The 22,205-nt window shown below is 34.1% G+C and carries 22 protein-coding genes; 10 read left to right on the plus strand and 12 right to left on the minus strand.

All coding sequences use genetic code 11. The features are described from left to right. Nucleotides 1–40 precede the first annotated feature (40 nt). Nucleotides 41–640 (minus strand): c-type cytochrome, encoded by a 600-nt coding sequence (locus QFA95_RS06175; protein ID WP_486462648.1) that lies wholly within the window; start codon nt 638–640, stop codon nt 41–43. 83 nt (nt 641–723) lie between these two features. Here QFA95_RS06175 and yihA point away from each other — a divergent pair, with 83 nt between their 5' ends. Next, nucleotides 724–1,335 carry a ribosome biogenesis GTP-binding protein YihA/YsxC gene (gene yihA, locus QFA95_RS06180; protein ID WP_486462649.1) on the plus strand — a complete coding sequence of 204 codons (612 nt, stop codon included), beginning with the start codon at nt 724–726 and terminating at the stop codon, nt 1,333–1,335. Here the strand turns inward: yihA and trmB are convergent. Together trmB and QFA95_RS06190 are read right to left on the minus strand one after the other, a co-directional pair. Beyond that, complete coding sequence (gene trmB, locus QFA95_RS06185; protein ID WP_486462650.1) at nt 1,318–1,986, minus strand: tRNA (guanosine(46)-N7)-methyltransferase TrmB; 669 nt, start codon at nt 1,984–1,986, stop codon at nt 1,318–1,320. The two genes, yihA and trmB, sit on opposite strands and share 18 nt — an antisense overlap. A gap of 3 nt (nt 1,987–1,989) precedes the next feature. After that, nucleotides 1,990–3,084 (minus strand): class I SAM-dependent methyltransferase, encoded by a 1,095-nt coding sequence (locus tag QFA95_RS06190; RefSeq protein ID WP_486462651.1) that lies wholly within the window; start codon nt 3,082–3,084, stop codon nt 1,990–1,992. Between the two features lie 52 nt (nt 3,085–3,136). Between QFA95_RS06190 and QFA95_RS06195 the strand changes: the two genes are divergently transcribed. From QFA95_RS06195 to topA, 3 genes are all read left to right on the plus strand, one after another. After that, entirely contained in the window at nt 3,137–3,889 is a 753-nt protein-coding gene (locus QFA95_RS06195) for a pteridine reductase (protein WP_486462652.1), read from the plus strand. After that, nucleotides 3,886–4,719, plus strand: coding sequence for a tRNA 2-thiocytidine(32) synthetase TtcA (gene ttcA, locus QFA95_RS06200; RefSeq protein WP_486462653.1), 834 nt, complete (start codon nt 3,886–3,888; stop codon nt 4,717–4,719). Before QFA95_RS06195 ends, ttcA begins: the two co-directional genes overlap by 4 nt. A 65-nt stretch (nt 4,720–4,784) precedes the next feature. Then, entirely contained in the window at nt 4,785–7,253 is a 2,469-nt protein-coding gene (gene topA / locus QFA95_RS06205; protein WP_486462654.1) for a type I DNA topoisomerase, read from the plus strand. Between the two features lies 1 nt (nt 7,254). Here topA and pbpG read toward each other — a convergent pair whose 3' ends face one another. Then, nucleotides 7,255–8,112: a D-alanyl-D-alanine endopeptidase gene (gene pbpG, locus QFA95_RS06210; RefSeq protein ID WP_486462655.1), complete on the minus strand. Its 858-nt coding sequence runs from the start codon at nt 8,110–8,112 to the stop codon at nt 7,255–7,257. Nucleotides 8,113–8,178: 66 nt separating this feature from the next. Between pbpG and QFA95_RS06215 the strand changes: the two genes are divergently transcribed. After that, nucleotides 8,179–8,541: a glycine cleavage system protein H gene (locus QFA95_RS06215; RefSeq protein ID WP_486462656.1), complete on the plus strand. Its 363-nt coding sequence runs from the start codon at nt 8,179–8,181 to the stop codon at nt 8,539–8,541. On the opposite strand, the gene QFA95_RS06220 is transcribed toward QFA95_RS06215, so the two are convergent. Together QFA95_RS06220 and QFA95_RS06225 are read right to left on the minus strand one after the other, a co-directional pair. Further along, nucleotides 8,538–8,957, minus strand: coding sequence for a DNA polymerase III subunit chi (locus QFA95_RS06220; RefSeq protein ID WP_486462657.1), 420 nt, complete (start codon nt 8,955–8,957; stop codon nt 8,538–8,540). The genes QFA95_RS06215 and QFA95_RS06220 overlap by 4 nt on opposite strands. Next, on the minus strand, nt 8,954–10,432 hold the full coding sequence (locus tag QFA95_RS06225) for a leucyl aminopeptidase (RefSeq protein ID WP_486462658.1): 1,479 nt from the start codon (nt 10,430–10,432) through the stop codon (nt 8,954–8,956). Before QFA95_RS06225 ends, QFA95_RS06220 begins: the two co-directional genes overlap by 4 nt. A 16-nt stretch (nt 10,433–10,448) precedes the next feature. Between QFA95_RS06225 and lptF the strand changes: the two genes are divergently transcribed. Together lptF and lptG are read left to right on the plus strand one after the other, a co-directional pair. Next, nucleotides 10,449–11,552 (plus strand): LPS export ABC transporter permease LptF, encoded by a 1,104-nt coding sequence (gene lptF, locus QFA95_RS06230; protein ID WP_486462659.1) that lies wholly within the window; start codon nt 10,449–10,451, stop codon nt 11,550–11,552. Then, on the plus strand, nt 11,549–12,616 hold the full coding sequence (gene lptG / locus QFA95_RS06235) for an LPS export ABC transporter permease LptG (RefSeq protein WP_486462660.1): 1,068 nt from the start codon (nt 11,549–11,551) through the stop codon (nt 12,614–12,616). Before lptF ends, lptG begins: the two co-directional genes overlap by 4 nt. Here lptG and QFA95_RS06240 read toward each other — a convergent pair. Continuing rightward, entirely contained in the window at nt 12,582–12,986 is a 405-nt protein-coding gene (locus QFA95_RS06240) for an RDD family protein (RefSeq protein WP_486462661.1), read from the minus strand. The genes lptG and QFA95_RS06240 overlap by 35 nt on opposite strands. 12 nt (nt 12,987–12,998) lie before the next feature. Continuing rightward, on the minus strand, nt 12,999–13,277 hold the full coding sequence (locus tag QFA95_RS06245; protein ID WP_486462662.1) for an N-acetyl-anhydromuranmyl-L-alanine amidase: 279 nt from the start codon (nt 13,275–13,277) through the stop codon (nt 12,999–13,001). Nucleotides 13,278–13,333: 56 nt separating this feature from the next. On the opposite strand from QFA95_RS06245, the gene ampD reads away from it, so the two are divergent. The 3 genes from ampD to QFA95_RS06260 are packed head-to-tail and all read left to right on the plus strand — an operon-like array spanning nt 13,334 to nt 17,977. Next, a complete protein-coding gene (ampD, locus tag QFA95_RS06250) occupies nt 13,334–13,870 on the plus strand; it encodes a 1,6-anhydro-N-acetylmuramyl-L-alanine amidase AmpD (RefSeq protein WP_486462663.1) in 537 nt (178 codons plus the stop codon). Nucleotides 13,871–13,911: 41 nt separating this feature from the next. Beyond that, the gene (locus QFA95_RS06255; RefSeq protein WP_486462664.1) at nt 13,912–14,943 is read left to right on the plus strand and encodes an efflux RND transporter periplasmic adaptor subunit; all 1,032 of its coding nucleotides are present in this window, start codon (nt 13,912–13,914) and stop codon (nt 14,941–14,943) included. Then, nucleotides 14,930–17,977 (plus strand): efflux RND transporter permease subunit, encoded by a 3,048-nt coding sequence (locus QFA95_RS06260; RefSeq protein WP_486462665.1) that lies wholly within the window; start codon nt 14,930–14,932, stop codon nt 17,975–17,977. Before QFA95_RS06255 ends, QFA95_RS06260 begins: the two co-directional genes overlap by 14 nt. Here QFA95_RS06260 and QFA95_RS06265 read toward each other — a convergent pair. From QFA95_RS06265 to purM, 4 genes are read right to left on the minus strand one after another with little or no spacing between them, the layout of a single operon-like run. Beyond that, nucleotides 17,967–19,187: a dicarboxylate/amino acid:cation symporter gene (locus QFA95_RS06265; protein WP_486462666.1), complete on the minus strand. Its 1,221-nt coding sequence runs from the start codon at nt 19,185–19,187 to the stop codon at nt 17,967–17,969. The two genes, QFA95_RS06260 and QFA95_RS06265, sit on opposite strands and share 11 nt — an antisense overlap. After that, nucleotides 19,187–20,449, minus strand: a complete 1,263-nt coding sequence (locus tag QFA95_RS06270) for an RsmB/NOP family class I SAM-dependent RNA methyltransferase (RefSeq protein WP_486462667.1) — start codon at nt 20,447–20,449, stop codon at nt 19,187–19,189. Before QFA95_RS06270 ends, QFA95_RS06265 begins: the two co-directional genes overlap by 1 nt. Nucleotides 20,450–20,459: 10 nt before the next feature. Beyond that, the gene (locus QFA95_RS06275; RefSeq protein ID WP_486462668.1) at nt 20,460–21,152 is read right to left on the minus strand and encodes a DUF3108 domain-containing protein; all 693 of its coding nucleotides are present in this window, start codon (nt 21,150–21,152) and stop codon (nt 20,460–20,462) included. Continuing rightward, complete coding sequence (gene purM, locus QFA95_RS06280) at nt 21,127–22,176, minus strand: phosphoribosylformylglycinamidine cyclo-ligase (RefSeq protein WP_486462669.1); 1,050 nt, start codon at nt 22,174–22,176, stop codon at nt 21,127–21,129. The genes QFA95_RS06275 and purM overlap by 26 nt, the downstream gene beginning before the upstream one ends. Nucleotides 22,177–22,205 lie beyond the last annotated feature (29 nt).

The following is a 22,205-nucleotide window of genomic DNA, read 5'->3' on the forward strand; positions in this document are numbered from 1 at the left end:
AATTAACAATGACAAAAGATATTCACAAATGTTCGAGTAATTATTTCAAACCTTGGATATAGTCAGACACCGCATCCATTTCTTTTTCTGATAATTTTTCTGCAATCATTCTCATGACTTTCTCAGAATCATTTGCACGAAGTCCAGCAGAAAAGTTTTGTAATTGAGTTTTTAAATAATCTGCATGTTGCGCGTTGAGTCTAGGAAATTTTGAAGGTATACCATGACCAGATGGACCGTGGCAGCCTGCGCATGCTGGAACTTTCTTTTCCTTGATGCCTGCTCTAAAAATTTTTTCCCCAAGACTTCCTTTACCATTGGAAGTTGCCTTGGATAACTTTAGATCTTGTTTAGAAAAATATTCTGACAAACTTTTCATTTCATCCTCAGATAAATTAGCGACTATACCAGCCATCACCGCATTATCTCGCTCACCAGATTTATAATTCATCAATTGCTTGTAAAGATACGACTGATGTTGAGCAGATAATTTTGGATTTGCAGCAATGATGCTATTGCCATCCATTGCATGACAAGCAACGCAGACATTTTGAACAATCTTTTCAACATTTATAGATTCTGCTGATACGCTATTCACAAAAATTAAAGTAATAGTAAGAATTAAATATTTTTGAAACATAATAAACCTGAAATTGTAATTGATTTAAGAAACATAATATTAAACTAAAAGCTTTCGCAATAGTAGTTTGATATGATGTTGAAATGTCAATAATTCATAATTTAAAATATATCCACTCAGCTCATTTCATAGATGATCTACCGCAAGATACCGGATTTGAAATCGCTTTCGCTGGTCGCTCAAATGCTGGCAAATCAAGTGCTATTAATGCATTAGCGAACCATAATCGATTAGCCTATGTAAGTAAACAACCTGGGCGTACTCAATTAATTAATTTTTTTCAATTACATCATAGTGAAAATTTCAAGATTGTCGATCTTCCGGGCTACGGTTTTGCAAAAGTAAATATTGACATGAAAAAACATTGGGACATTGTTTTGCCTCATTATCTGCAAAAACGACAAGCATTAGTAGGCCTTATTATTGTGATGGATATAAGACATTCACTAACACCACTAGATGATCAAATGATTCGATGGTTTATTCCAACAGGGAAGCCAATCCATATCTTATTAACCAAAGCAGATAAATTATCAAGAAATCAAGCCAATCAAGAAATACAAAAATTTAGTCAAAAAATAAAAAATTGTAATTTTGAGGTGCCCATCTCTTTTCAGAGTTTTTCCAGCCTTAAAAAAGATGGACTTGAAGCTGTGGAGGATATTTTTCTTGAGTGGCTACCCTTTGGTGGCTAAAATATCCCAAACTTCATGGCCAAGCCGCATCCCCCTTGATTCATACTTTGTTTCTGGCCTGCAATCTGGTCTTTCATGAAAGTTATTTGTAATTAATGTTAAATTATCACTTGTTTTTATTGCTTCAATAATTTCTAGGGCATAGGGTTCCCAATCTGTTGCAATATGAAGTATCCCACCATCAACTAATTTACTGATAATTAAATTAAGATTTTCACTATTTACCAACCTTCTTTTATTATGTCTTTTTTTGTGCCAGGGATCAGGAAAGAAAATATTAACTTTTGACAAAAAACTATCTTTGATCATGAATCTCAAAACTTCAAGCGCATCGTGAGGGATAATTTTGATGTTCGTTAAATTATCTGCATTTGATAATTTAATTAAATTGCCAATACCAGGTTGATGAACGTCTGTAACAATATAATTGGTATCAGAATTATTCTGCGCAATTTTATGAGTTGCATCCCCCATCCCAAAACCAATCTCAAAACAAATAGGTTGTTCAGTTAAAAATAATTGCTCTTCTTGTAATAGCTCTTCTTTAAATTCTATTAAGAATGATTTGCCATTTACTTCTATCGCAATTTTTTGCGCTTTAGTCAGCCTCCCTTGCCTCTTTACATAGGTTCTAATTGGTTTATATTCCATACTTTATAGAAGGTGAGTTTTATCAAAATTTTTAAAGCCGTCTAATGAGGATTGATAATTTTTTGAAATAGCCATCACTTTCATTAAGTCTCCCATTTCAGCTGGACTTGTCAATAAATTAATATCACTTAATAATTTCAAATGGTCATTAATTGTATTAGCATCATCAATCTCTAAACCTAAGTTATTTAGAAAATGACTTAAGTGAGTATATCCTAAAATATTTAAGTTAAATTTTTGAGTTAAAAAGGCTAAGTGAGTAAAATTTACGTGATATGTAATATCTTGATCTCCAATGTCTTGAAATATATTTTCGCTCAGAAGATTCTTCTTAAAACCTCTTAATGTTCCCCGAGGTCGACTTGAATGGAATAATTGTCTTTCATCCATACCGTAATCAAAAAGAAAGCACACCATTTGTTCAGCTTTAGAAAATTCAGAAAATATTTTTTTATAATCTGCAGAATATTCAAACTCAAATATTCCATCACCGAGTGCTATTTCATAATCAAAATACTTTTTATTTTCAGACAATATCCAAGTAAAGCTTTGATCAACCACACCAACCTTTTTTTCCATTATCTCGTTTTCAAATGAAGCAAAAACATCTGCAGGTATTGCATCAAATAATTCATTGGCAATGATGACACCGTTAAATTGCTCAATAAATTCTTCAACCCATGTTATTTTTTTAAATAACTCAGTAGTTAATTTTTCTTGTAATACTTGCTGTTGATAATTTTTTAATGCATGACTTTTCTCAAGAATATAATAATTATTAAATTCAATACCTCTTTGATTCAAGTTAAGAATCATATCTATTGCTAGCTGAGAATTTCCTGAACCAATCTCTAAAATATTTTTATCGACATCTACAAAACATTGTTCAATTTGCTTTGTTAATGAAATCGCAAATGTTTGGCCAAGCATCGGAGCTGTATAAAAATCTCCATATTTCCCAAATTGATTAGACTGAGACGAATAATAACCATTAGCTGAGTCATATAAGCATATGTCCATAAATTTTGAGAATGAAATGGCTCGATCCATTTCATTATTTATTGTTTCAATAATCTTTTTTTTCAGATCAGACTTCATTTTTAATCAATAAAACCATCGAATAACCAAGTGCATCATTTATAATATGTAAATGTCAGAGAATATCACAAATAAAACTGCACTCATTACCGGTGGCGCTAGAAGAATTGGTGCTCACATATCTGAATATTTGCATGGTAAAGGGATGAATGTTCTGATTCACTATCGACAGTCAGAAAGCGAAGCGAAAAAGTTAAAGGTAAAATTAAACAAAAAAAGAAGAAATTCAGCTGAAATTTTTCAAGCGGACTTAAATAATGAAAATGTCTATAAAAATTTAATTGAATTCACAACAGATCATTTTAAGAGACTAGATTTTTTAATTAATAATGCCTCATCATATTACCCTACCCCATTAAATAAATTAAACATTACAGACTGGAATGATCTGCTAGGGAGCAATTTAAAAGCTCCTCTATTTCTAGCTAAATATGCAGCGCCTTACCTTGAAAAAACTAAAGGATCGATAGTCAATATTACTGATACTCATATTAAGAGTCCTAAAAAAAGCTATATTATTTATTCGATAGCCAAAGCTGGGTTGGTAACTTTAACTCATTCTTTGGCTCAAGAGTTATCCCCAAATATTAGAGTAAATGCAGTAGCGCCTGGACCTATTCTTTGGCCTGATGATAAAAATGAATTTTCAAAAACTTATCGTGAAAAAGTTATTAAAGAAACATTATTAAAAAAAGTGGGTAATCCAACTGATATTTCAGAAGCTATTTTTTATCTATTGACTAGCGCCTCTTATACCACTGGGCATATTCTAGAAGTGGATGGGGGCAGATCATTTTCATTATGAATAAAGATCCTTTTTTACCTACCAACGTCAGCGGCAACTTCATTAAATTAAGAAATAAATTAATTTCTGCAACTGGAAAAGCGATTGCAGACTTTAATATGATCGAAGATAAAGATGTTGTGATGGTTTGTCTCAGCGGAGGTAAAGATTCTTATACACTACTCTCTCTTCTTTTTGCACTCAAAAAAAGGGCCCCCATTGATTTTTCAATTATTGCAATGAATCTCGATCAAAAACAGCCTGGGTTTCCAGAAAATGTACTTCCAGATTATTTAAATACACATGGAGTCGATTACAAAATCATAAGTGAAGATACCTACTCTATTGTGAAAGAAAAAATACCTGAAGGAAAAACTACTTGTTCATTATGCTCAAGGCTGAGAAGAGGAATTATTTACAGAATTGCTAGAGAAATTGGCGCTAATAAGATTGCTTTAGGACACCACAAAAATGATATTGTAGAAACGTTTTTTATGAATATGTTTTTTGGCTCTAAATTAAAGTCGATGCCGCCAAAATTATTATCTGATGATCAGACTAATGTTGTTATTCGACCTTTGGCTTACATTGAAGAGAAGGACATCATCACTTTTTCCAACACTATGAATTATCCAATCATTCCATGTAATTTGTGTGGATCACAAGAAAACTTACAAAGAAATAAAGTTAAGTCTATGCTTAATTCATGGGAAAAAGAGCAACCTGGGCGATTAAATAACATCTTCCAATCACTCATGAATGTTGAACCCTCTCACCTTGCAGATACAAACCTCTATGATTTTAAAAATCTAAAAAAATTAAAAAAAGTTTTCGATATTTCTAATCATTAATTTCTCCAAACTTGTCATTTTAATTTTTTCTATTTATGATGCTCTTTCGATTTGAAAGATAAACTATGAGCAAATTACTAATTGTTGAATCACCATCCAAAGCTAAAACCATCAATAAATATCTCGGAAGTGACTTTAATGTTCTAGCGTCATATGGACACGTAAGAGATCTTTTACCAAAATCAGGTGCAATTAATACAGAATCTTTCGAAATGGAATATGCACTTATCGATCGAAATAAAAAATATCTTGATGCCATTATTGCCGCTGCAAAGAAGTCAGATGAAATATACCTCGCAACAGATCCAGACCGCGAAGGTGAAGCAATTTCATGGCATATTGTAGAAATTCTTAAATCGAAAAAAATTTCTACGGAACAAAAAATAATTAAAAGAGTTATTTTTGAAGAAATTACCAAAGATGCGATTCAGCAGGCGATAACTCAACCAAGAGATGTTTCTATGTCTTTAGTCAATGCTCAACAAGCTCGACGAGCTCTTGATTATCTTGTTGGCTTTAACTTATCTCCATTGTTATGGAAGAAAATACGACGCGGCCTCTCAGCTGGGAGAGTTCAAAGTCCTGCTCTCAGATTAATTTGTGAGAGAGAGGCTGAAATTCAGAAATTTGAATCGCAAGAATACTGGAGCATTCACCTGGAAGCACTAAAAAAGGGGACACAGTTTTCTTCAAAATTAATTCAACTTAATAATAAAAAAGTTGAGCAATTTACAATCACATCCGATAAAGATCAGGAACAAATTGTTGGTGACTTACTTTTAAAATCATCGGGTAAATGTCGCGTAGGTCGGGTGGATAAAAAGAAGAGAACTCGAAATCCAGCACCGCCTTTTACAACATCGACATTACAACAAGAGGCTGTAAGAAAATTGGGATTTACCACTAGTAGAACCATGCGAATTGCACAGCAATTGTATGAAGGTATCTCATTAGCGGAGGGAACTGTCGGGCTGATCACGTATATGCGAACAGACTCTTTTAGTTTATCCAACGAGGCATTAGGTCAGATTAGACATTATATTAAAACAACCTATGATGAAAATTACCTCCCTTCAAATTCAATTGGATATAAGACAAAATCTAAGAATGCCCAAGAAGCCCATGAGGCCATTCGTCCAACAGACATTCAGAGAGTTCCGGCAAAAATCAAACAATTTCTTACACCAGAACAATTTAAGCTTTATGAAATTATTTGGAAAAGAGCTATTGCTTGTCAGATGACTCCTGCTCAATTTGATGCAGTAAGTATTGATCTTGAAGTTGGTAAAGGTGAATCAATTTTTAGAGCCAATGGTCAAACATTACGCTTTCCTGGATTCATGGCACTCTATATTGAAGGAGATGATGATAAAGAAGATGATACCGATGATAAAAAAATTCCTGATCTCGAGATTGGCGAAGAGTTGTCCATAAAAAAAATCTATGGATCACAGCATTTCACTGAACCACCACCTCGATACAGTGAGGCAAGTTTAGTGAAAACCTTAGAAGAATATGGTATCGGTCGTCCATCCACTTATGCTTCAATTATATCTACTCTTCAAGATCGGGAATACGTGCTGCTTGATAAAAAAAGATTTACTCCAACCGATGTAGGAATCGTTGTAAATAAATTTTTGACCGAACATTTCGATAAGTATGTTGATTATGAATTTACTGCAAATCTTGAATCTGATCTAGACGCCATAGCAGCTGACTCCAAAGAGTGGGTTCCTATTTTAAAAAATTTTTGGCAGGACTTCAATCAACAGCTATCTGATAAAGAGAATATTGATCGAGCAGCCATCACCCAAGAAGATATTAATGAGTCTTGTCCAAAATGTGGTCAAGCATTATTTTCTCGACTTGGCCGTAGGGGAAAGTTTATCGGTTGTTCCGGTTATCCTGATTGTGATTACACACGTAATGTTAACGAAGAGGATGGTGCGAATGAACCACAAGTCGTTTTTCATGATCAAGAAACTGACAAAGACGTATTGCTCCTCAAGGGCCCTTATGGACCTTATCTGCAAATAGGCATGCCTGAAGAAGATAGCAAAACTAAACCCAAGCGAGTTTCCATACCCCCTAATATTTCTATCAGCAGCATCAACGAGGATGTCGCAAAACAGTTAATGAGTCTCCCTTTGACCTTAGGAGATTACCCAGAAACAGGTAAACCTATGGTTGCAAATATTGGTCGCTTTGGACCTTATATTAGCCATGATGGTAAATTTAAATCCATACCCAAGGCTGATAATATCTTTGATATTACTTTCGATAGAGCCGTTGAGTTGGTTGCCGAGTTGATTGAAAAAAATAAACCCCTCAGGGTAATTGGTTCAGATATCAATACATCTGAGAATATAGAAGTACTGAAAGGAAGATGGGGTCCATATTTGCAGAGAGGGAAAGCTAAGGCGCCACTAAGTCAAAAGTATGACTATGAAACAATTTCTCTTGAAGAAGCGATGCAGATTATTGATGCTAAATTAGATCGAGAAAAAACTTCTAAAAAGAAAAAAAAGAAATAACTTAGTTTGATGCTAAGTTGGCTTGCACATGAACACTTTCGAGCCATTTCTTAACTCTTTTTGCATCGGCAGTTCTAGTATATTTTCCATAAGACTTCAAAAATACCATTATGATGGGCTTATCCATTACCGTAGTTTGCATTATCAAACATTTTCCAGCCTCACGGATATAACCAGTCTTAGAAATATCAATATTCCACAATCCTTGCCTTACTAAAAGATTAGTATTGTTATAGTTTAATTTAATTTTTTTATTCTTAATGTGAGCTTCATAATAGGATAATGTAGATAACTCTCTGATCAGTGGGTATTGCTGGGCTGCCTGAGTCATTTTGACCAAATCAATAGCGGTAGAAATATTATTTTTATCCAGTCCTGTTGGATCTGCAAATAATGTGTCATCCATACCAAGTTGTTTTGCCTTCACATTCATCGCCTGTACAAAAGCTTTTTTTCCTCCTGGATAGGAATTTGAAATTGCAGATGCTGCCCGATTATCAGAAGCAATTAAAGCAATAGACAATAATTCCTTGCGTGACAACTCAGACCCCAACCATAAACGAGAAGTGGTTCCTTTAATTTTATCAAAATCATTCTTCGTAATAGTTACCTTTTTATCCAAATCTAGATTGGAATCTATAATCACCATTGCAGTCATTAATTTTGTTAATGAAGCAATCGAGCTTTTTTCGTGAGCCTTTTTTTGATAAATAATATCACCTGATTCAGCATCATAAACAATAGCTTTTGGAGATTTTACAGTTAACTGGCTGTAATATTTTGAGTAGTCTAATTGTTGCGCGGAAGTTACACTTTGAACAGAAAAAATGAGGATGGCGACAAATAGGCTTTTAAACATGGTTTTTGAAGTTTATTTATTTCATTAATCATATACAATTATTTTTTCTTTGTCACAAAAATACATATGAATAAAGATAAATTATTGCTAACTAAGAATCACATCTGGATTAAACCGATAGAGGACAAAATCATACAGGTGGGTATTTCTGATTATGCTCAAGATTTATTAGGAGATATCGTCTTCATTGAACTTAAAGAAAATCAGATTATATCAACTGGTGAACCATTTGGTGTGATCGAGTCGGTCAAAACCGCCTCAGATCTTGTTAGCCCATGTGACCTAAAAATAAAACGTATTAATTCAGAACTGATGGATAATTTAACAGATGTCAATGACCGCCCATATGAAGCATGGATTTGTGAAGTTGAAATTCTAAGCAGTTACGAATCTATGAGTATCGATGAGTACGAAAAGTTGATTGGTTAATTAATTGCGTCGATTAATTTTACTTCATATCCGCATTCTTTGTATTTTTTTAGACGATCTCGTGCACTTTTTTTTTCATTATCTGATGTCAATACCAACTCAACAGTCTTTTCATAACGACTAAAAAATAAGCATTCCTGACCTGATACATTTATCAAAAGCTCATCAAAATTTTTATTGAATTGATCGCCAATTAAAAAATCTTCACTTGGAACATGGTTCGATGAGAGTTGTTCACTCCAGATGATGTTCGGATAAAAACCTGACTGCTTCCATAAGGAATCAGAAAGCTCATGACTTTTTTTTGCATTATCACAAAAAATCATCGTCTTCTGATTCTTATATCGCTTATCTAGAATTAGAGACAAACCCTCTTCGTATGAATCTAAGTTATAGATAAATTCTATTTGGGTCATTTACTCTTTAGACGGTTCAAAAGAAATTCTGATAAAAGATTCACGGGCCTTCCAGTTGAGCCTTTTGCTTTTCCTCCAGAAATCCATGCAGTTCCTGCAATGTCTAAATGTGCCCAATTATATTTAGTTGCAAAGCGAGACAAAAAGCATGCAGCAGTGATACTTCCGGCAGCACGGCCACCAATATTTGCCATATCAGCAAAATTACTATCCAGTAATGGCTGGTATTCATCCCAAAGCGGCATATGCCATGCACGATCATTAGCTTTTTCACCGGCACTAATTAACTCATCGGCCAAAGAATCAATATTTGAATACACCGCGCTTGCCTCATGACCTAAAGCAATGACACATGCTCCAGTTAATGTTGCAACATCAATCACTGAATCAGGTTTATATCTTTCTGCATAAGTTAAAGCATCGCATAAGATTAATCGACCCTCGGCATCGGTGTTCAAAATCTCTATTGTTTGTCCCGACATGCTGGTGACCACATCTCCTGGTTTTACAGCCAAACCGTCAGGTAAATTCTCACAACTAGGAACCAGAGCCACAATATTTAACGGAAGTTTTAATTGGCCAACGGTATGCATCACACCCAGTACAGTTGCGGCACCACCCATATCCCATTTCATTTCATCCATATTTAACCCAGGTTTTAAAGATATTCCTCCTGCATCAAAAGTAATACCCTTGCCCACTAGAACAATAGGATTTTGACTCTTAGCCCCCTTCATGTGCTCAAGAATAATAAACTTTGGCTCTTCGCGACTGCCTTTTGCTACAGATAGAAATGAACCCATTTTCAACTTGCTAATTTCTGTCTTTCCAAGCACCTTAACCTTCATCTGATTATCTTTAGCTATTTTTTTTGCTACAGAACCCAGGTATGACGGGGTGCAATAGTTTGGTGGTAAATTACCGAGATCCTTGGTTAGATTAGCCCCATCAGCAATCGCCTGACCAACCTTGAGACCCAGTTTCGCTTCTTTCAGATATATACTATTCAGGTGGATGGTATTCTTAACGACAGCTTGAGAAACTTTCTTGCTTTTGACTGCATTGATCTTATAAAAATTATGTAAAGAGGCTCTGACATACAACTTAACAGCTTCTTCAGCTCCAACTTCAGTTCCAGCAAACTTACACAAACACATTTGGACAGTCTTAAAAGATAATTTTGATAAATGTGCAAACGTCTTATTAAAAACTTTACCCAATCTTTTAATATTTATATTCTGAAGATCGCTAACACGCAGTAAAAGGTATTGTCTGGATCCAGTTGAATCATTAAGAATCACCGTATCTCCCTCAGGCTGGCCGAGAACATCTTTTTTTAGAGAATTTTTTACAAGTGACTCATCAACCTTGCTGATTCCATTCCCATTAATAAGGTTATTTTTATCATCAATTGCTAATATGATAATATCCGATGAATGGGTAATTTTTTCGGTTGAGGTAATATCAAATTTCATACAGTATCCTTAATAAATGTTATATCAAAACAAATTAAAAAATGAGTTATTTTTCAACTCTCTTTCAACAATACTAATCTTATCCGGTATCGTTGTTGCTCAACGAGGTGTTATTGTTTTTCGGCTTGCATCGAAAGGTATTATACCCAATGATTCAATACTAACTATACTGGTCTTTAGTTTACTTAAATATCTACCCATCTTACTCACCCTCACCTTATTTTTAACAATTTTATTAACGTTGAGTCGATGGTTTAAAGACAGTGAGATGATGATCTGGTTCAGTTCAGGTTTAGGCTTAACTAGCTTCATCAGGCCTATTCTTTTCTTTTCATTACCGATAATTTTATTGATAGGCTTTTTGAGTCTCTATTTAAGTCCATGGGCTACTCAAAAATCTGAGGAGTATAAGGCTGGCTTAAAAAATCGAGATGAACTGGCGACAATTTCCCCAGGATCTTTTAAAGAATCAAAAAGCAAAGACAGAGTTTTCTATGTGGAGGGTTTTGGTGATTTAGGTTCGAAAGTAAAAAATGTTTTTGTTCAATCTGAGCAAAATGGAAAACTTGGAATCATTGTTTCAAATGAAGGTAGTCGAGTTTCAACAAATACGGATGATGAATACATTGTTCTTAAAAAAGGGAAACGTTATGAAGTAAATCATGAAAATAATCATTTCACGGAAATCAAATTTAGTGACTACGGATTCCTCGTCGAAAAAAAACTACCGCCTATAATTGATGTAAACCAAGTTGAAGCGATGCCAACACTCCTCCTTCTCTTAACAAAAGGGAATCGTGAGATTGCAGAATTTGTCTGGAGAGTTTCATTACCCATATCAGGAATAGTTTTAATAATCTTGGCTATACCACTGAGTTTTATTAACCCAAGGTCAGGAAGGTCGGTCAATATCATCATTGCGATTATGATTTTTGCTATATATAACAACCTAATGGGTGTCACTCAGAGTTATATTAATCTCGGTAAATTAAACCCTTATATTGGTGGGTCAATTGTTCATCTATTCATCCTGCTTATTGCAAGCTATCTCATGTTAAGAAGGAATCTAAATCTACCTTTATTGCCATCACAAGTAAGAAATCTGAGACGGAAAAAATGAAACTGGCGAGGTATATAAATTTTGAATTTTTTATCAATATAAGTCTTGTAGCTATTGGTCTAGTTTTTTTATTCGCTTTTTTTGATTTTTTACAAGAAATTGGAAATATAAATTCAGGAAAATATGACCTCTCAAAAATTATTGTTTTTATCACACTAAGCATGCCTGGTCATTTATATGAAATTATTCCTTTGTCTTGCTTAATTGGTGCAATGTTTACAGTAGGCCAACTGTCTGGGAATTCAGAATTAGTGGTTATGAGAACGAGTGGCATGTCAATTATGAAAATTGCTTCATCTCTCATTTTTGTTTCTTTATTTTTCAGTGCGATGACTTTTTTAGTAGGTAATCTAATAACTCCAATTAGTGAAAAAAATGCACAGCAGATAAAAATTAGCTCGACTGATGGTTCAGTCTCAACAGACTTTAAATCTGGAGTCTGGATGAAGGATGGTAATAATTTTGTCAACATTGAAAATGTTCTCCCAGATGCCTCGTTAAGGGATATTCATATTTATGAATTTGATAATGATTTTGCATTACGATCCATTGTTGATGCAAAGAAAGGGAAATACCAAAATGGCATATGGGAGCTTGAAGAGATTAAACAATCTTTTATTCTTGAAGAAGGTTTTGATGTTAGAGCAATCTCATCGGGCACATGGAAGTCAATGATTAAACCTGAGATGATGAATGTTTTGCTTATTTCACCGGATCGGATGTCTGTTTTTGACCTCAATGATTTTATTAATTATCTGAAAAAAAATAATCAAAAAACATCAAGGTATGAAGTATCTTTTTGGGAAAAAATTATCCAGCCGATGATGCCAATCATTATGATTTTATTTTCAGTGCCATTCGGTTTTTTTCAGGAACGATCAGGTGGTAAATATTTAAAAATGTTTTTAGGTATTATTTTTGGGATTATTTATCAAATTATGAATTCCATGATCCGTCATATTGGCGTTCTCAACGACTGGGAGCCAATATTAACTGCAATTGCACCATCATTGTTTATCCTAGGAATTGCTATTTATTTAATATTTTATTTCGAACGTCAATAATCTTATTCTGCGTCTTAATGTCATGCAAAAATTGATTTTTTAAAAAAACTATAGCTAAAAAATTGAATGGGAAAAAAATCCAACATATTGACACTTTTAGATAACGCAATAATAAATATTTATAAGTACTATTTTCAAAGTTGATTTTTAACTTCCATGAACGCATCGGCAGTGTCTGTCCAAACTTTTTCCAACTAATGACAAAATATGCACCCCAAGCAGCCCATATTAAGAATTGGTGGACATATTTTAAAAGATTATTTTCAAAGCTATCAAAAAAAATTAGAAACAAAAAGCCAACAATAAATGAGATAGCAATGAGGAGTAATAACTCATAAAGTAAAACAATAACTAACTTTAAATAAAACATTAATTTGATTGATTATAATTTTGATTTTCTTCTTTTTATTTCAACAAAAATTGGAATAAATATTAATGTGGTGATACAGCCAACAAAGGTTCCCCAGGCGAAATCGATTGCAATTGGTACCCCTCCTAGAAAGTCACTAACAGCATTTCCAATACCAGCACCAAATACAGTTCCAATCCCTTTATGAAAATATTTTGGTAAATATTTTTCTATACTCAGTCCAAATAGTGCACCAATAATTAAAACTCCATTATCGATAATTCCAAATATAATTCCATCAAAAAAGTGCATATTTTTTCCTTATAAGTTTAATTAAGAAATGCTAATCAATTATAATTACTATTACTATGAAGCAAAACAATTTTTTTAATGCGGACGGTTGGTATTCAGAATGTAAACAGCTGCCCTCACCAAATTTTAATTCTAGACCTAAAAATATTCCAGAATATATTGTTGTAATTCACTGTATTAGCCTACCTCCAGGAATATATAACAATAACTACATCGAAGATTTTTTTCTAAATCAATTGGATACAAATGCACATCCTTATTTTTTACAAATTAAAGATTTAAAAGTGTCCGCTCATTTTCTTATAAAAAGAAATGGGGGGCTAATTCAATTTGTCTCATGCAATGATCGTGCATGGCATGCTGGAGACTCAAGCTATCAAGGAACAGAAAACTGTAATGATTTTTCAATCGGAATTGAGCTTGAAGGTGACGATAAAACCCCCTATGAAAATGATCAATATATTAAACTAATAGAATTACTAGAATGTCTGAAAAAAGAATACAATGTCCATGACATTGTTGGTCATTCAGATATTTCTCCTAATAGAAAAACTGATCCAGGACCTTTATTTGATTGGAAAAAAATAAAATAATGAAATTGAATTTACTAGCTATATTTTTTATTTGTATGCTTATGTCGTGTAGTAAAACAGATGAACCTGACGATAAAAAAAGCAAATCAAGAGACATATATGTCACTTCAACAAAATCAAAAATAATGGAATTTCGATATCAAGAATCTGCCATTGGAAGCATCGAAGGAATCATCGACCCCACAGTAGCATCTGAAGTTGCTGGAAAAATTACCCAGATTTTTGTTCGCCCTGGAACAACCGTTAAAAAAGGACAGCTCATGGCTGAAGTTGATAATGCAGACACCAGTTATCAATTGTCATTATCTGAGGCAGAGGTGAAGAAATTAAAGGCAAGATTAGGTAATCAAAAAATCACCTATGAGCGTAATTTAAAACTGGTTGATGAAAATTTTATTTCCCCAAATGCGCTTGAAATCATTGAAGTTCAAATTGAAGAAACGCGGGAAGAGCTTAATTCAGCAGAAGCTCGGCTAGAAATAGCAAAATTAAATAATAATAGAACTAAAATTTATGCTCCAATATCTGGAAAAATTGAAAAGCAAATTATTTCAATTGGTGACTATGTAAAAATTGGTGATCCACTCTATCAAATTATCAATAATAAAAAACTACGAGCGCACATAATGTTTCCTGAAAAATTAGCGCATATTTTGAAACCAGGTATTGATATAAAACTCGAAACGCCGACCGCTGATTTACCATACAACACAGTAATTCAAGAACTGAAACCACAGATTGTTGCTGACAGTCGCTCAATTGATGTCATTGCTGATATCGAAAAACAAGATAACTGGCAGGCGGGAGCAAGCGTTAAGGGAACCATTGTCTTTGAAAAAAAAGAATCTGTGTCTGTTCCAGAGCCTTCTGTTGTTTTAAGGCCATCTGGTACGGTTGTTTATGAAGCTGTCAACGGAAAAGCTATTGCGAGAAATATAAAAACAGGCATCACTCAAGATGGCTGGATTGAAATTATTGATGGTCTTGAGGCCAATAAAGAAATCATTGTCGATGGCGCTGGTTACCTAACTAATGATGCAAATATTATATTAAAAAAAGATGACCCTGCCTGAAATTTCAATTAAAAGGCATGTGTTTGCCTGGATGATTTCTTTTATCTTCATCCTATTTGGCTACATTGGATACCAAAAGATTGGAGTTGATCGTTTTCCGATGATCGAATTCCCAGTGCTCTCAGTCACAACCACACTGGAGGGAGCTAATCCTGAAATTATTGACTCCTCAATTACCAATCTGATTGAAACTGCGATAAATACGGTAACTGGAATTGAATCGATAAAGTCACAATCCTCCCCTGGAGTCTCAGTGGTGACGATAACCTTTGAATTGGATAAAGACATTGAGGTCGCTTTTAATGAAGTTCAATCCAAAGTCAGTCAATTAAGTCGAAGGTTACCTGATGACATTGTCCCGCCCGTGGTGAGGAAAGTAGAAACAAACGCAAGCCCGATTATGTGGTTAGGTCTAACCGGGGATAGAACCACGCAACAGCTTAATTTATATGCAAATAATATTCTCAAAAAGAAAATTGAGACCATTGATGGTGTGGGAGAAGTTCGGCTAGGGGGACGACGAGATCGGACGATTCGCGTCAATCTTGACATTGAAAAGATGGCAGCTCTTAATGTCACTGCTGAGGATCTTAAGTCTGCTTTTAAAAAAGAGCATATACAGCTTCCTGGTGGATATCTGGTCAGAAACCAATCAGAAAAAATGTTTAAGCTCGATCTTGAATTTCACAAGGTAAAAGATTTAGAGAATTTAGTTGTTAGCTATCGAGACAAAACGAGTATTAAGTTAAAAGATATATCTGATATTGAGGACGGGCTGACAGATTACCGTCAAATAGCGCGCTACAATTTTAATCCTTCCATTGGCTTAGGAATTATCAAAGTGGCAAACTCTAATACTGTACAAATTATTGATAAAGTGAAAGAGAAGATTGATACAGAAATTCGCCCTAACTTACCCCCTGGATTAAACCTTAATATTTCTACAGATGATTCAGTCTTTATTAAAGAAATGATCAAGTCACTCATAGATCACATTATCGAGGGAACTCTTTTGGCAGCTTTGGTTGTGTTTTTATTCCTTCAATCGATACGCTCAACATTGATTATTTCAGCAGCAATTCCTATTTCATTATTCGGCGCAATAGCAGTAATGTATTTCTTTGGATACACATTTAACAGTATGACTCTTTTGGCATTAATTCTTTTAATAGGAGTTGTAGTTGATGACGCTATTGTTGTTCTAGAAAATATTTTTAGGCATCAAAGAATAGAAAGAAATAATATCGAGGCTGCCATCAAGGGGAGTCGTGAGGTTGTGTTTGCTGTCATCGCATCATCTTTAGCCCTGATCAGTATTTTTGCGCCTGTAATTTACATGGATGGGATAATTGGCAAGTTCTTTGAATCCTTTGCAGTGGTTGTGACTGTAGGAATTATTGTATCTCTTTTAGTGTCTCTTACTCTGACACCAATGCTCTGCTCGAAGTATCTTAATAAACAAGATGCTAAAAAAAATTATTTTAATTTTTTAAATTCATTTTTTGAAAAACTTGAACAAAATTATAAAAATACTCTTATATGGGTACTCAAGCATCGACTGAAAATTTTACTTATTACATTATTAATTGTTCTAACATCTGGATTCTTTTTTAAGGCAGCCAAGAAAGAGTTTGTTCCAGAGACGGACGAAAGTCGGTTCACGGTTACATTCAAGACTCCGCTTGGATCAAATATGGATTATACCGTCAGTAAACTAATTGAAGTTGAGTCTGTTATTCAAAAATATGATTCTGATATCGCCAGCGTCTTTTCATCTGTTGGCCTTGGGAGTCGAGGCCAAGTAAATAGAGGGTACATCAGTATTCGCTTAAAAGAAAAAGGGGAGCGAGAAAGAAGTCAAACAGAGATCATGGCGCTCCTCAAAAAAGATTTAGCGTCACTATCTGGGGTAAGGGCTTTCCCTGCAGGGGTATCTATAGCTAGAGGAAATCGCTCAGAAAAATTACAATTTACCCTGATTGGCCCCGGAATTGAAAACGTTTCTAATTTGGCTGATCAATTAAATGAAAAATTATCACTGATCGATGGCATGGGAAATATTGATCTGGACCTCCAACTTAACTTACCACAAATGATTCTCGATATTGATCGTGAGAAAGCAGCCTTATTTGGAATATCAGCTACACAGGTCGCAGAAAGCGTTTCTATTCTAAGTAATGGGTATGATATTGCAAAGTATAACGACGATCCTGGGGACGGACAACGATATGAAATAAGAGTTAAAGCCAAAGAAGGTTCATTTGAAAACATTCAAGATCTTAATAAAATTTACGTGAGATCAAAATCAGGCGACCTTGTCAGAATTGATAACTTTACTAAGTTTAAAGAAGAATTGGGTCCGGCCATTATAGGTCGAGAGGAATTACAGTATGCGGCAAACTTTTATACCAACCCAAGCATTCCTCTTGGAGAAGCTATCGACAATATTGAGAACATTAGTAATCAAATCATACCAAGTGAATACTCAATCAAATATTCTGGCCAAGCAAAAGAGTTTGGTAAGACCTTTTCCAATATCATATTTATTTTTTCTCTAGCCACAGTGTTGTTGTACATGGTTCTTTCAAGTTTATTTAATTCTTTCTTCCAGCCCTTTATTGTGATGCTTGCGCAACCATTAGCAGTTATTGGGGGAGTTTTTCTTTTGTGGCTCACAGGAAATAGTTTGAATATTTATTCGATGATCGGTCTCGTTCTATTAGTAGGTCTTGTTGCGAAGAATTCAATCTTATTAGTTGATCTGACAAATCATCATATTCAAGAAGGGAAAAAAGTGGATGAGGCATTGATTCTTGCATGCCCTGTTCGACTAAGACCAGTCTTAATGACATCTCTGACTTTAATTCTTGCCCTCCTTCCAGCAGCATTTGGGGTTGGAGCAGGGTCTGAAGAGAACGGACCCCTCTCTGTAGCTATTATTGGGGGAATGATTTCTTCTACACTGCTAACATTAATTGTTATTCCAGCAGCCTACTCAATATCATCTGAGCTAATTAAAAAAATTAAGACTTAAAGTGCTTATTTATAATTAAGGTGCCTATAACATCTCCCTCCACATTCACAGTGGTACGGAATGTATCAATGAGACGATCTATTGGAATAAAAATTGCCACGTACTCTACTGGAAGATTTAACGCACTGAGCACAATAGCCAAGGTCACCATCCCTGCACTTGGTATAGCAGGTGCGCCAATAGAAGCTGCCATAGCTAAAAAAACCAAGAAAATTTGATCATACAAGCCAAGGTTTACCCCAACCAGGCTGGCAACAAATAATGCAACCGCAGCCTCATAAAGGGCAGTGCCGTCCATATTGATAGTTGCTCCTAATGGAAGCATAAATCTTGAGACCTTTTTATTTACCTTAAAATCATTTTCTAACGTACTCAGCGTAACTGGGAGGGTTGCTGCAGATGAGCTTGTGGCAAAAGCAGTAATAAGAACATTTTTTATACCATGCCAAAAACTTTTTATATTCTCATTTGAAAAAATTTTTAAAAGTAGTGGTAAAAAAATTAACCCATGAAAAATAATGACTCCTAAGACCAGGGCGATAAAAAAACCAATTTGGTAAAACATGCTTAATTCTTGTTGGATAATTAAAAGAGTCAATAAAGCAAACACACCCATTGGAGATACTGTCATAATACTATTTACAATATTCATTACCACTTCAAAAATTCCATTCGCCCAGATTTTTACTTTCTTGACATGTTCATTATCTGACCTTAGAGCCATCCCGAAGAATATTGCAAAAATGACGACAGCCATTATATTGCCTTGTGACAATGCCTCAAATGGGTTCTTAATGAGTGAATTTATAGTGCCTTTAACTGAATAAGATTCTTCAGAATCGATTATTAACTGGGGTTCATTATGTTCAAGACCCAGCTGAATTCCTCCCAAATTATCTTGAAATAAATTCATTACAACCATCATTAAGATAACTGCAACAACCATTGTCGACAGGTAGTAAAATATAGCTCCTCTCCACAACAATTGAGAGCTTTTATTTTTTTTCAAAGAAGAAATACTACTTATTAATGAAAAGAAGATTAAAGGAATCATAATCATCTTTAGTAATAAAATAAAAACGTCACCTATGATTTCCAAGATTGGAATAATAAATTCAACTAACTGAAGCGATTGATAGTGACGTAAAATAAGTCCAAATAGAATGGCTAAAATAACGGCAATACCAATTCTTTGATTAAGTGAACCCATTAGTTAACTTTTTCTAATACAGCTGCGAAAAAACCATCCATATCATGCTCATTAAATTTAGTTTTAAAAAAGTCCTCTGAACTTACTGAGATATTATACTTATCGAGTATTGGTTGAATACTTATTACCTTAAAATCTGGATTATCTTTTAAAAAACTATTTATAACATCTTCATTTTCTTCTGGTATAAAGCTGCAGGTCGCATAAATAAGTCGTCCTCCTAATTTTGTTAATTTGGAGGCTGCAGTGAGAATATTTAATTGTTTTTTTTGCATTTCAAAAATAGATTCTAGGTCATGTTTCCATTTAAGGTCTGGATTTCTTCTTATCGTTCCAAGTCCAGAGCAAGGGGCATCAACCAGAACTCGATCAAATTTTCCCCTCAATCGTTTGATGCGAATATCATTTTCATTGTTGATGAGATGACACACGGTATTGGAGAGTCCAGATCGTTTTAATCTTTTTCTTAAATTCATTAATCTTTTATCATTCACGTCGAAAGCATAAAGCCGACCTGAGCCCGACATCATTGCGCCAAGAGCAAGAGTTTTCCCGCCAGCTCCTGCACAAAAATCTGCCACCATATGTTTTCTATTGGCATCAACAATAAAGGATAATATTTGACTACCCTCATCCTGAACTTCAATTAAACCGTCTTTAAAGATTGGTAAGTTTTGTATTTGAGATCCCCTGGGAAGACGAATGCCAATAGGGCTATGAATTGATGCGGTTACTTTTTTTGGATTAATTGATAAATTATCTTGGAAATTCTTAATTATAACGTCTCTAGATTTCTCTTTTATTGTATTTACCCTGACATCAAGATATGAAGGTGAGTTTAATTTATTAAGGACTAGTTTTATATTTTTATCATCATATGTTTCTGCTAATTTTCGGAATATCCATTCTGGCAGACTATAGCGGATTGATAGATCATTTATTTTTTTCAATCTTTCCTTTAATGTTTGTGTTGAAAAAGTAAAGTCAGGGCATAAAGTTTTAATCTCCTCATCAGAAAAATTTTTCTCAATTATCAAGTGTGCAATGACAAAATGCTCTGGTTGTAAAGATTGCATTAAATTTTCATATAATAGTTTATTTCGAATAATCCCATAGTATGTCTCTGCAACCTCGCTTCTTTCTTTTAAGCCTAAATTAGCATTATTCTTAAAAAAATAACTGAGATTAGAATCCGCGGGATGTTCTGAATTTAAATGATCATACAGTGCGGATGAAATCTTTTTAAATAAAAATATGTTCAAAATAGAATGCTCACAATAAATTAAATATATTCCCTTTTGAGATTATCTGATCAACAACCAACCCAATGGGTGTTGGTGTAATTATTCTCACAGGGATATGGTTTTTTTTTGAAAGCCAAATATCATGAGTTAATTCCTCTTCGTTTACCCTCCCTTGATATTTGATACATTCTATAAATCGATCATTTATTTTAAGATTTTCTTCTTTGATTTTTCGGTAAGTATATTTTTTATAATCATGGGAATCTAAGATAAAGAATGTATGACTTTCACCTAACTTCTCAAAACCATTAAATTCAAAAAAATAACTTAATACATCTTGGGTACTGTTTTTTAATTGATATTCCTTTATTTTTTTTTCACTTTTTATATTAATTACCTCTGTGTTGTAATCAATTGTTGTTATTGTTTGTCTATTTTTTTTTAAATTTTTCCGCATAATCGTATCGGGAAAATAATGTTTACCTTTGATGTGACCGCTACTAATCAATTGATAATTACCGAGAAGATTCATGGCACCAAGAAAATTTGATGATGCAATTATCTTATATCGACTTTTATCTTTTCTGTATTTAACATCAATAGATCCAAGTGGTTTCTTTTCAAAACTCAAATCATAAGTGATATCAATTGAATCAGGTAAATTCTTGGCAAGGATAGAGTGACTTAATAAGAGGCTAAATATAAGTGACCAGATTCTCATTCGACCCTCTCTTTTCTATTTGTCCCAGTTGAGTTACTTCTTCGCCATTAGCTTCAAGTATTCCTCTAGTAATAGATACATCTGATGAGTCAACTATAACAACAAATCCAATACCGCAATTAAAAGTTCGATACATTTCTTCAATATTAAGATTTGCTTTTTCCATAATCCATTCAAATATTGAAGGCATCTTCCAACTATTATTATTGATCTGTGCTTTATAATAATTGGGGTAACTTCTGGGAAGATTTTCAGTTAATCCACCCCCTGTGATATGCGACATTGCCTTAATTTTGACTTCTTTTTTCAAATTTAAAATTGATTTGACATACAGCCTAGTTGGCTCCATTAATAGAGAAGCTATTGTTTCTTCTTCAATTTTATCCTGAAGATTAATGTCATGACTTTCAATAATTTTTCTTATCAATGAATATCCGTTGGAATGTGGCCCTGATGATTTCAATCCCAGCAAAATATCACCTTCTTTAATATCTTTACCATCAATAATCTCGTCTTTTTCAACTACACCGACAGCAAAACCTGCTAAATCATAATCGCCCTCATTGTACATACCGGGCATCTCAGCTGTTTCGCCACCCGCTAATGAGCATCCTGATAATTCACAGCCTTTTGCAATACCCTGAATTACACTCGACGCTTGAGTTACATCAAGCTTTCCGCATGCGTAGTAATCTAAAAAGAATAATGGTTCAGCGCCCTGGACTAGAATATCATTTACACACATTCCGACCAAGTCCTGTCCAATTGTATTGTGTCGTTCTAATTCAATTGCCAGTTTTAGTTTTGTCCCAACGCCATCTGTTCCAGAAACAATAACTGGTTTTTTATACCCTTTTGGAATTTCAAAAAGGGATCCAAATCCACCAATCGAACCTAATAGTTCTGGTCTGGAGGTTTTTTTTGCAAACGGCTTAATTCTTTCAACCAAATCCTCTCCAGCATCAATGTCCACACCGGAAGATTTATAGTCAATTTTGTTGGGAATAGGTTTTTTTTCAGACAATTGATTTCCTGGCTTGTAGTAGAATTAAT

It is taken from the genome of Candidatus Methylolitoribacter marinus, assembly GCF_051853155.1.
In the GTDB taxonomy this organism is placed as follows: Bacteria; Pseudomonadota; Gammaproteobacteria; order Burkholderiales; family Methylophilaceae; genus BACL14.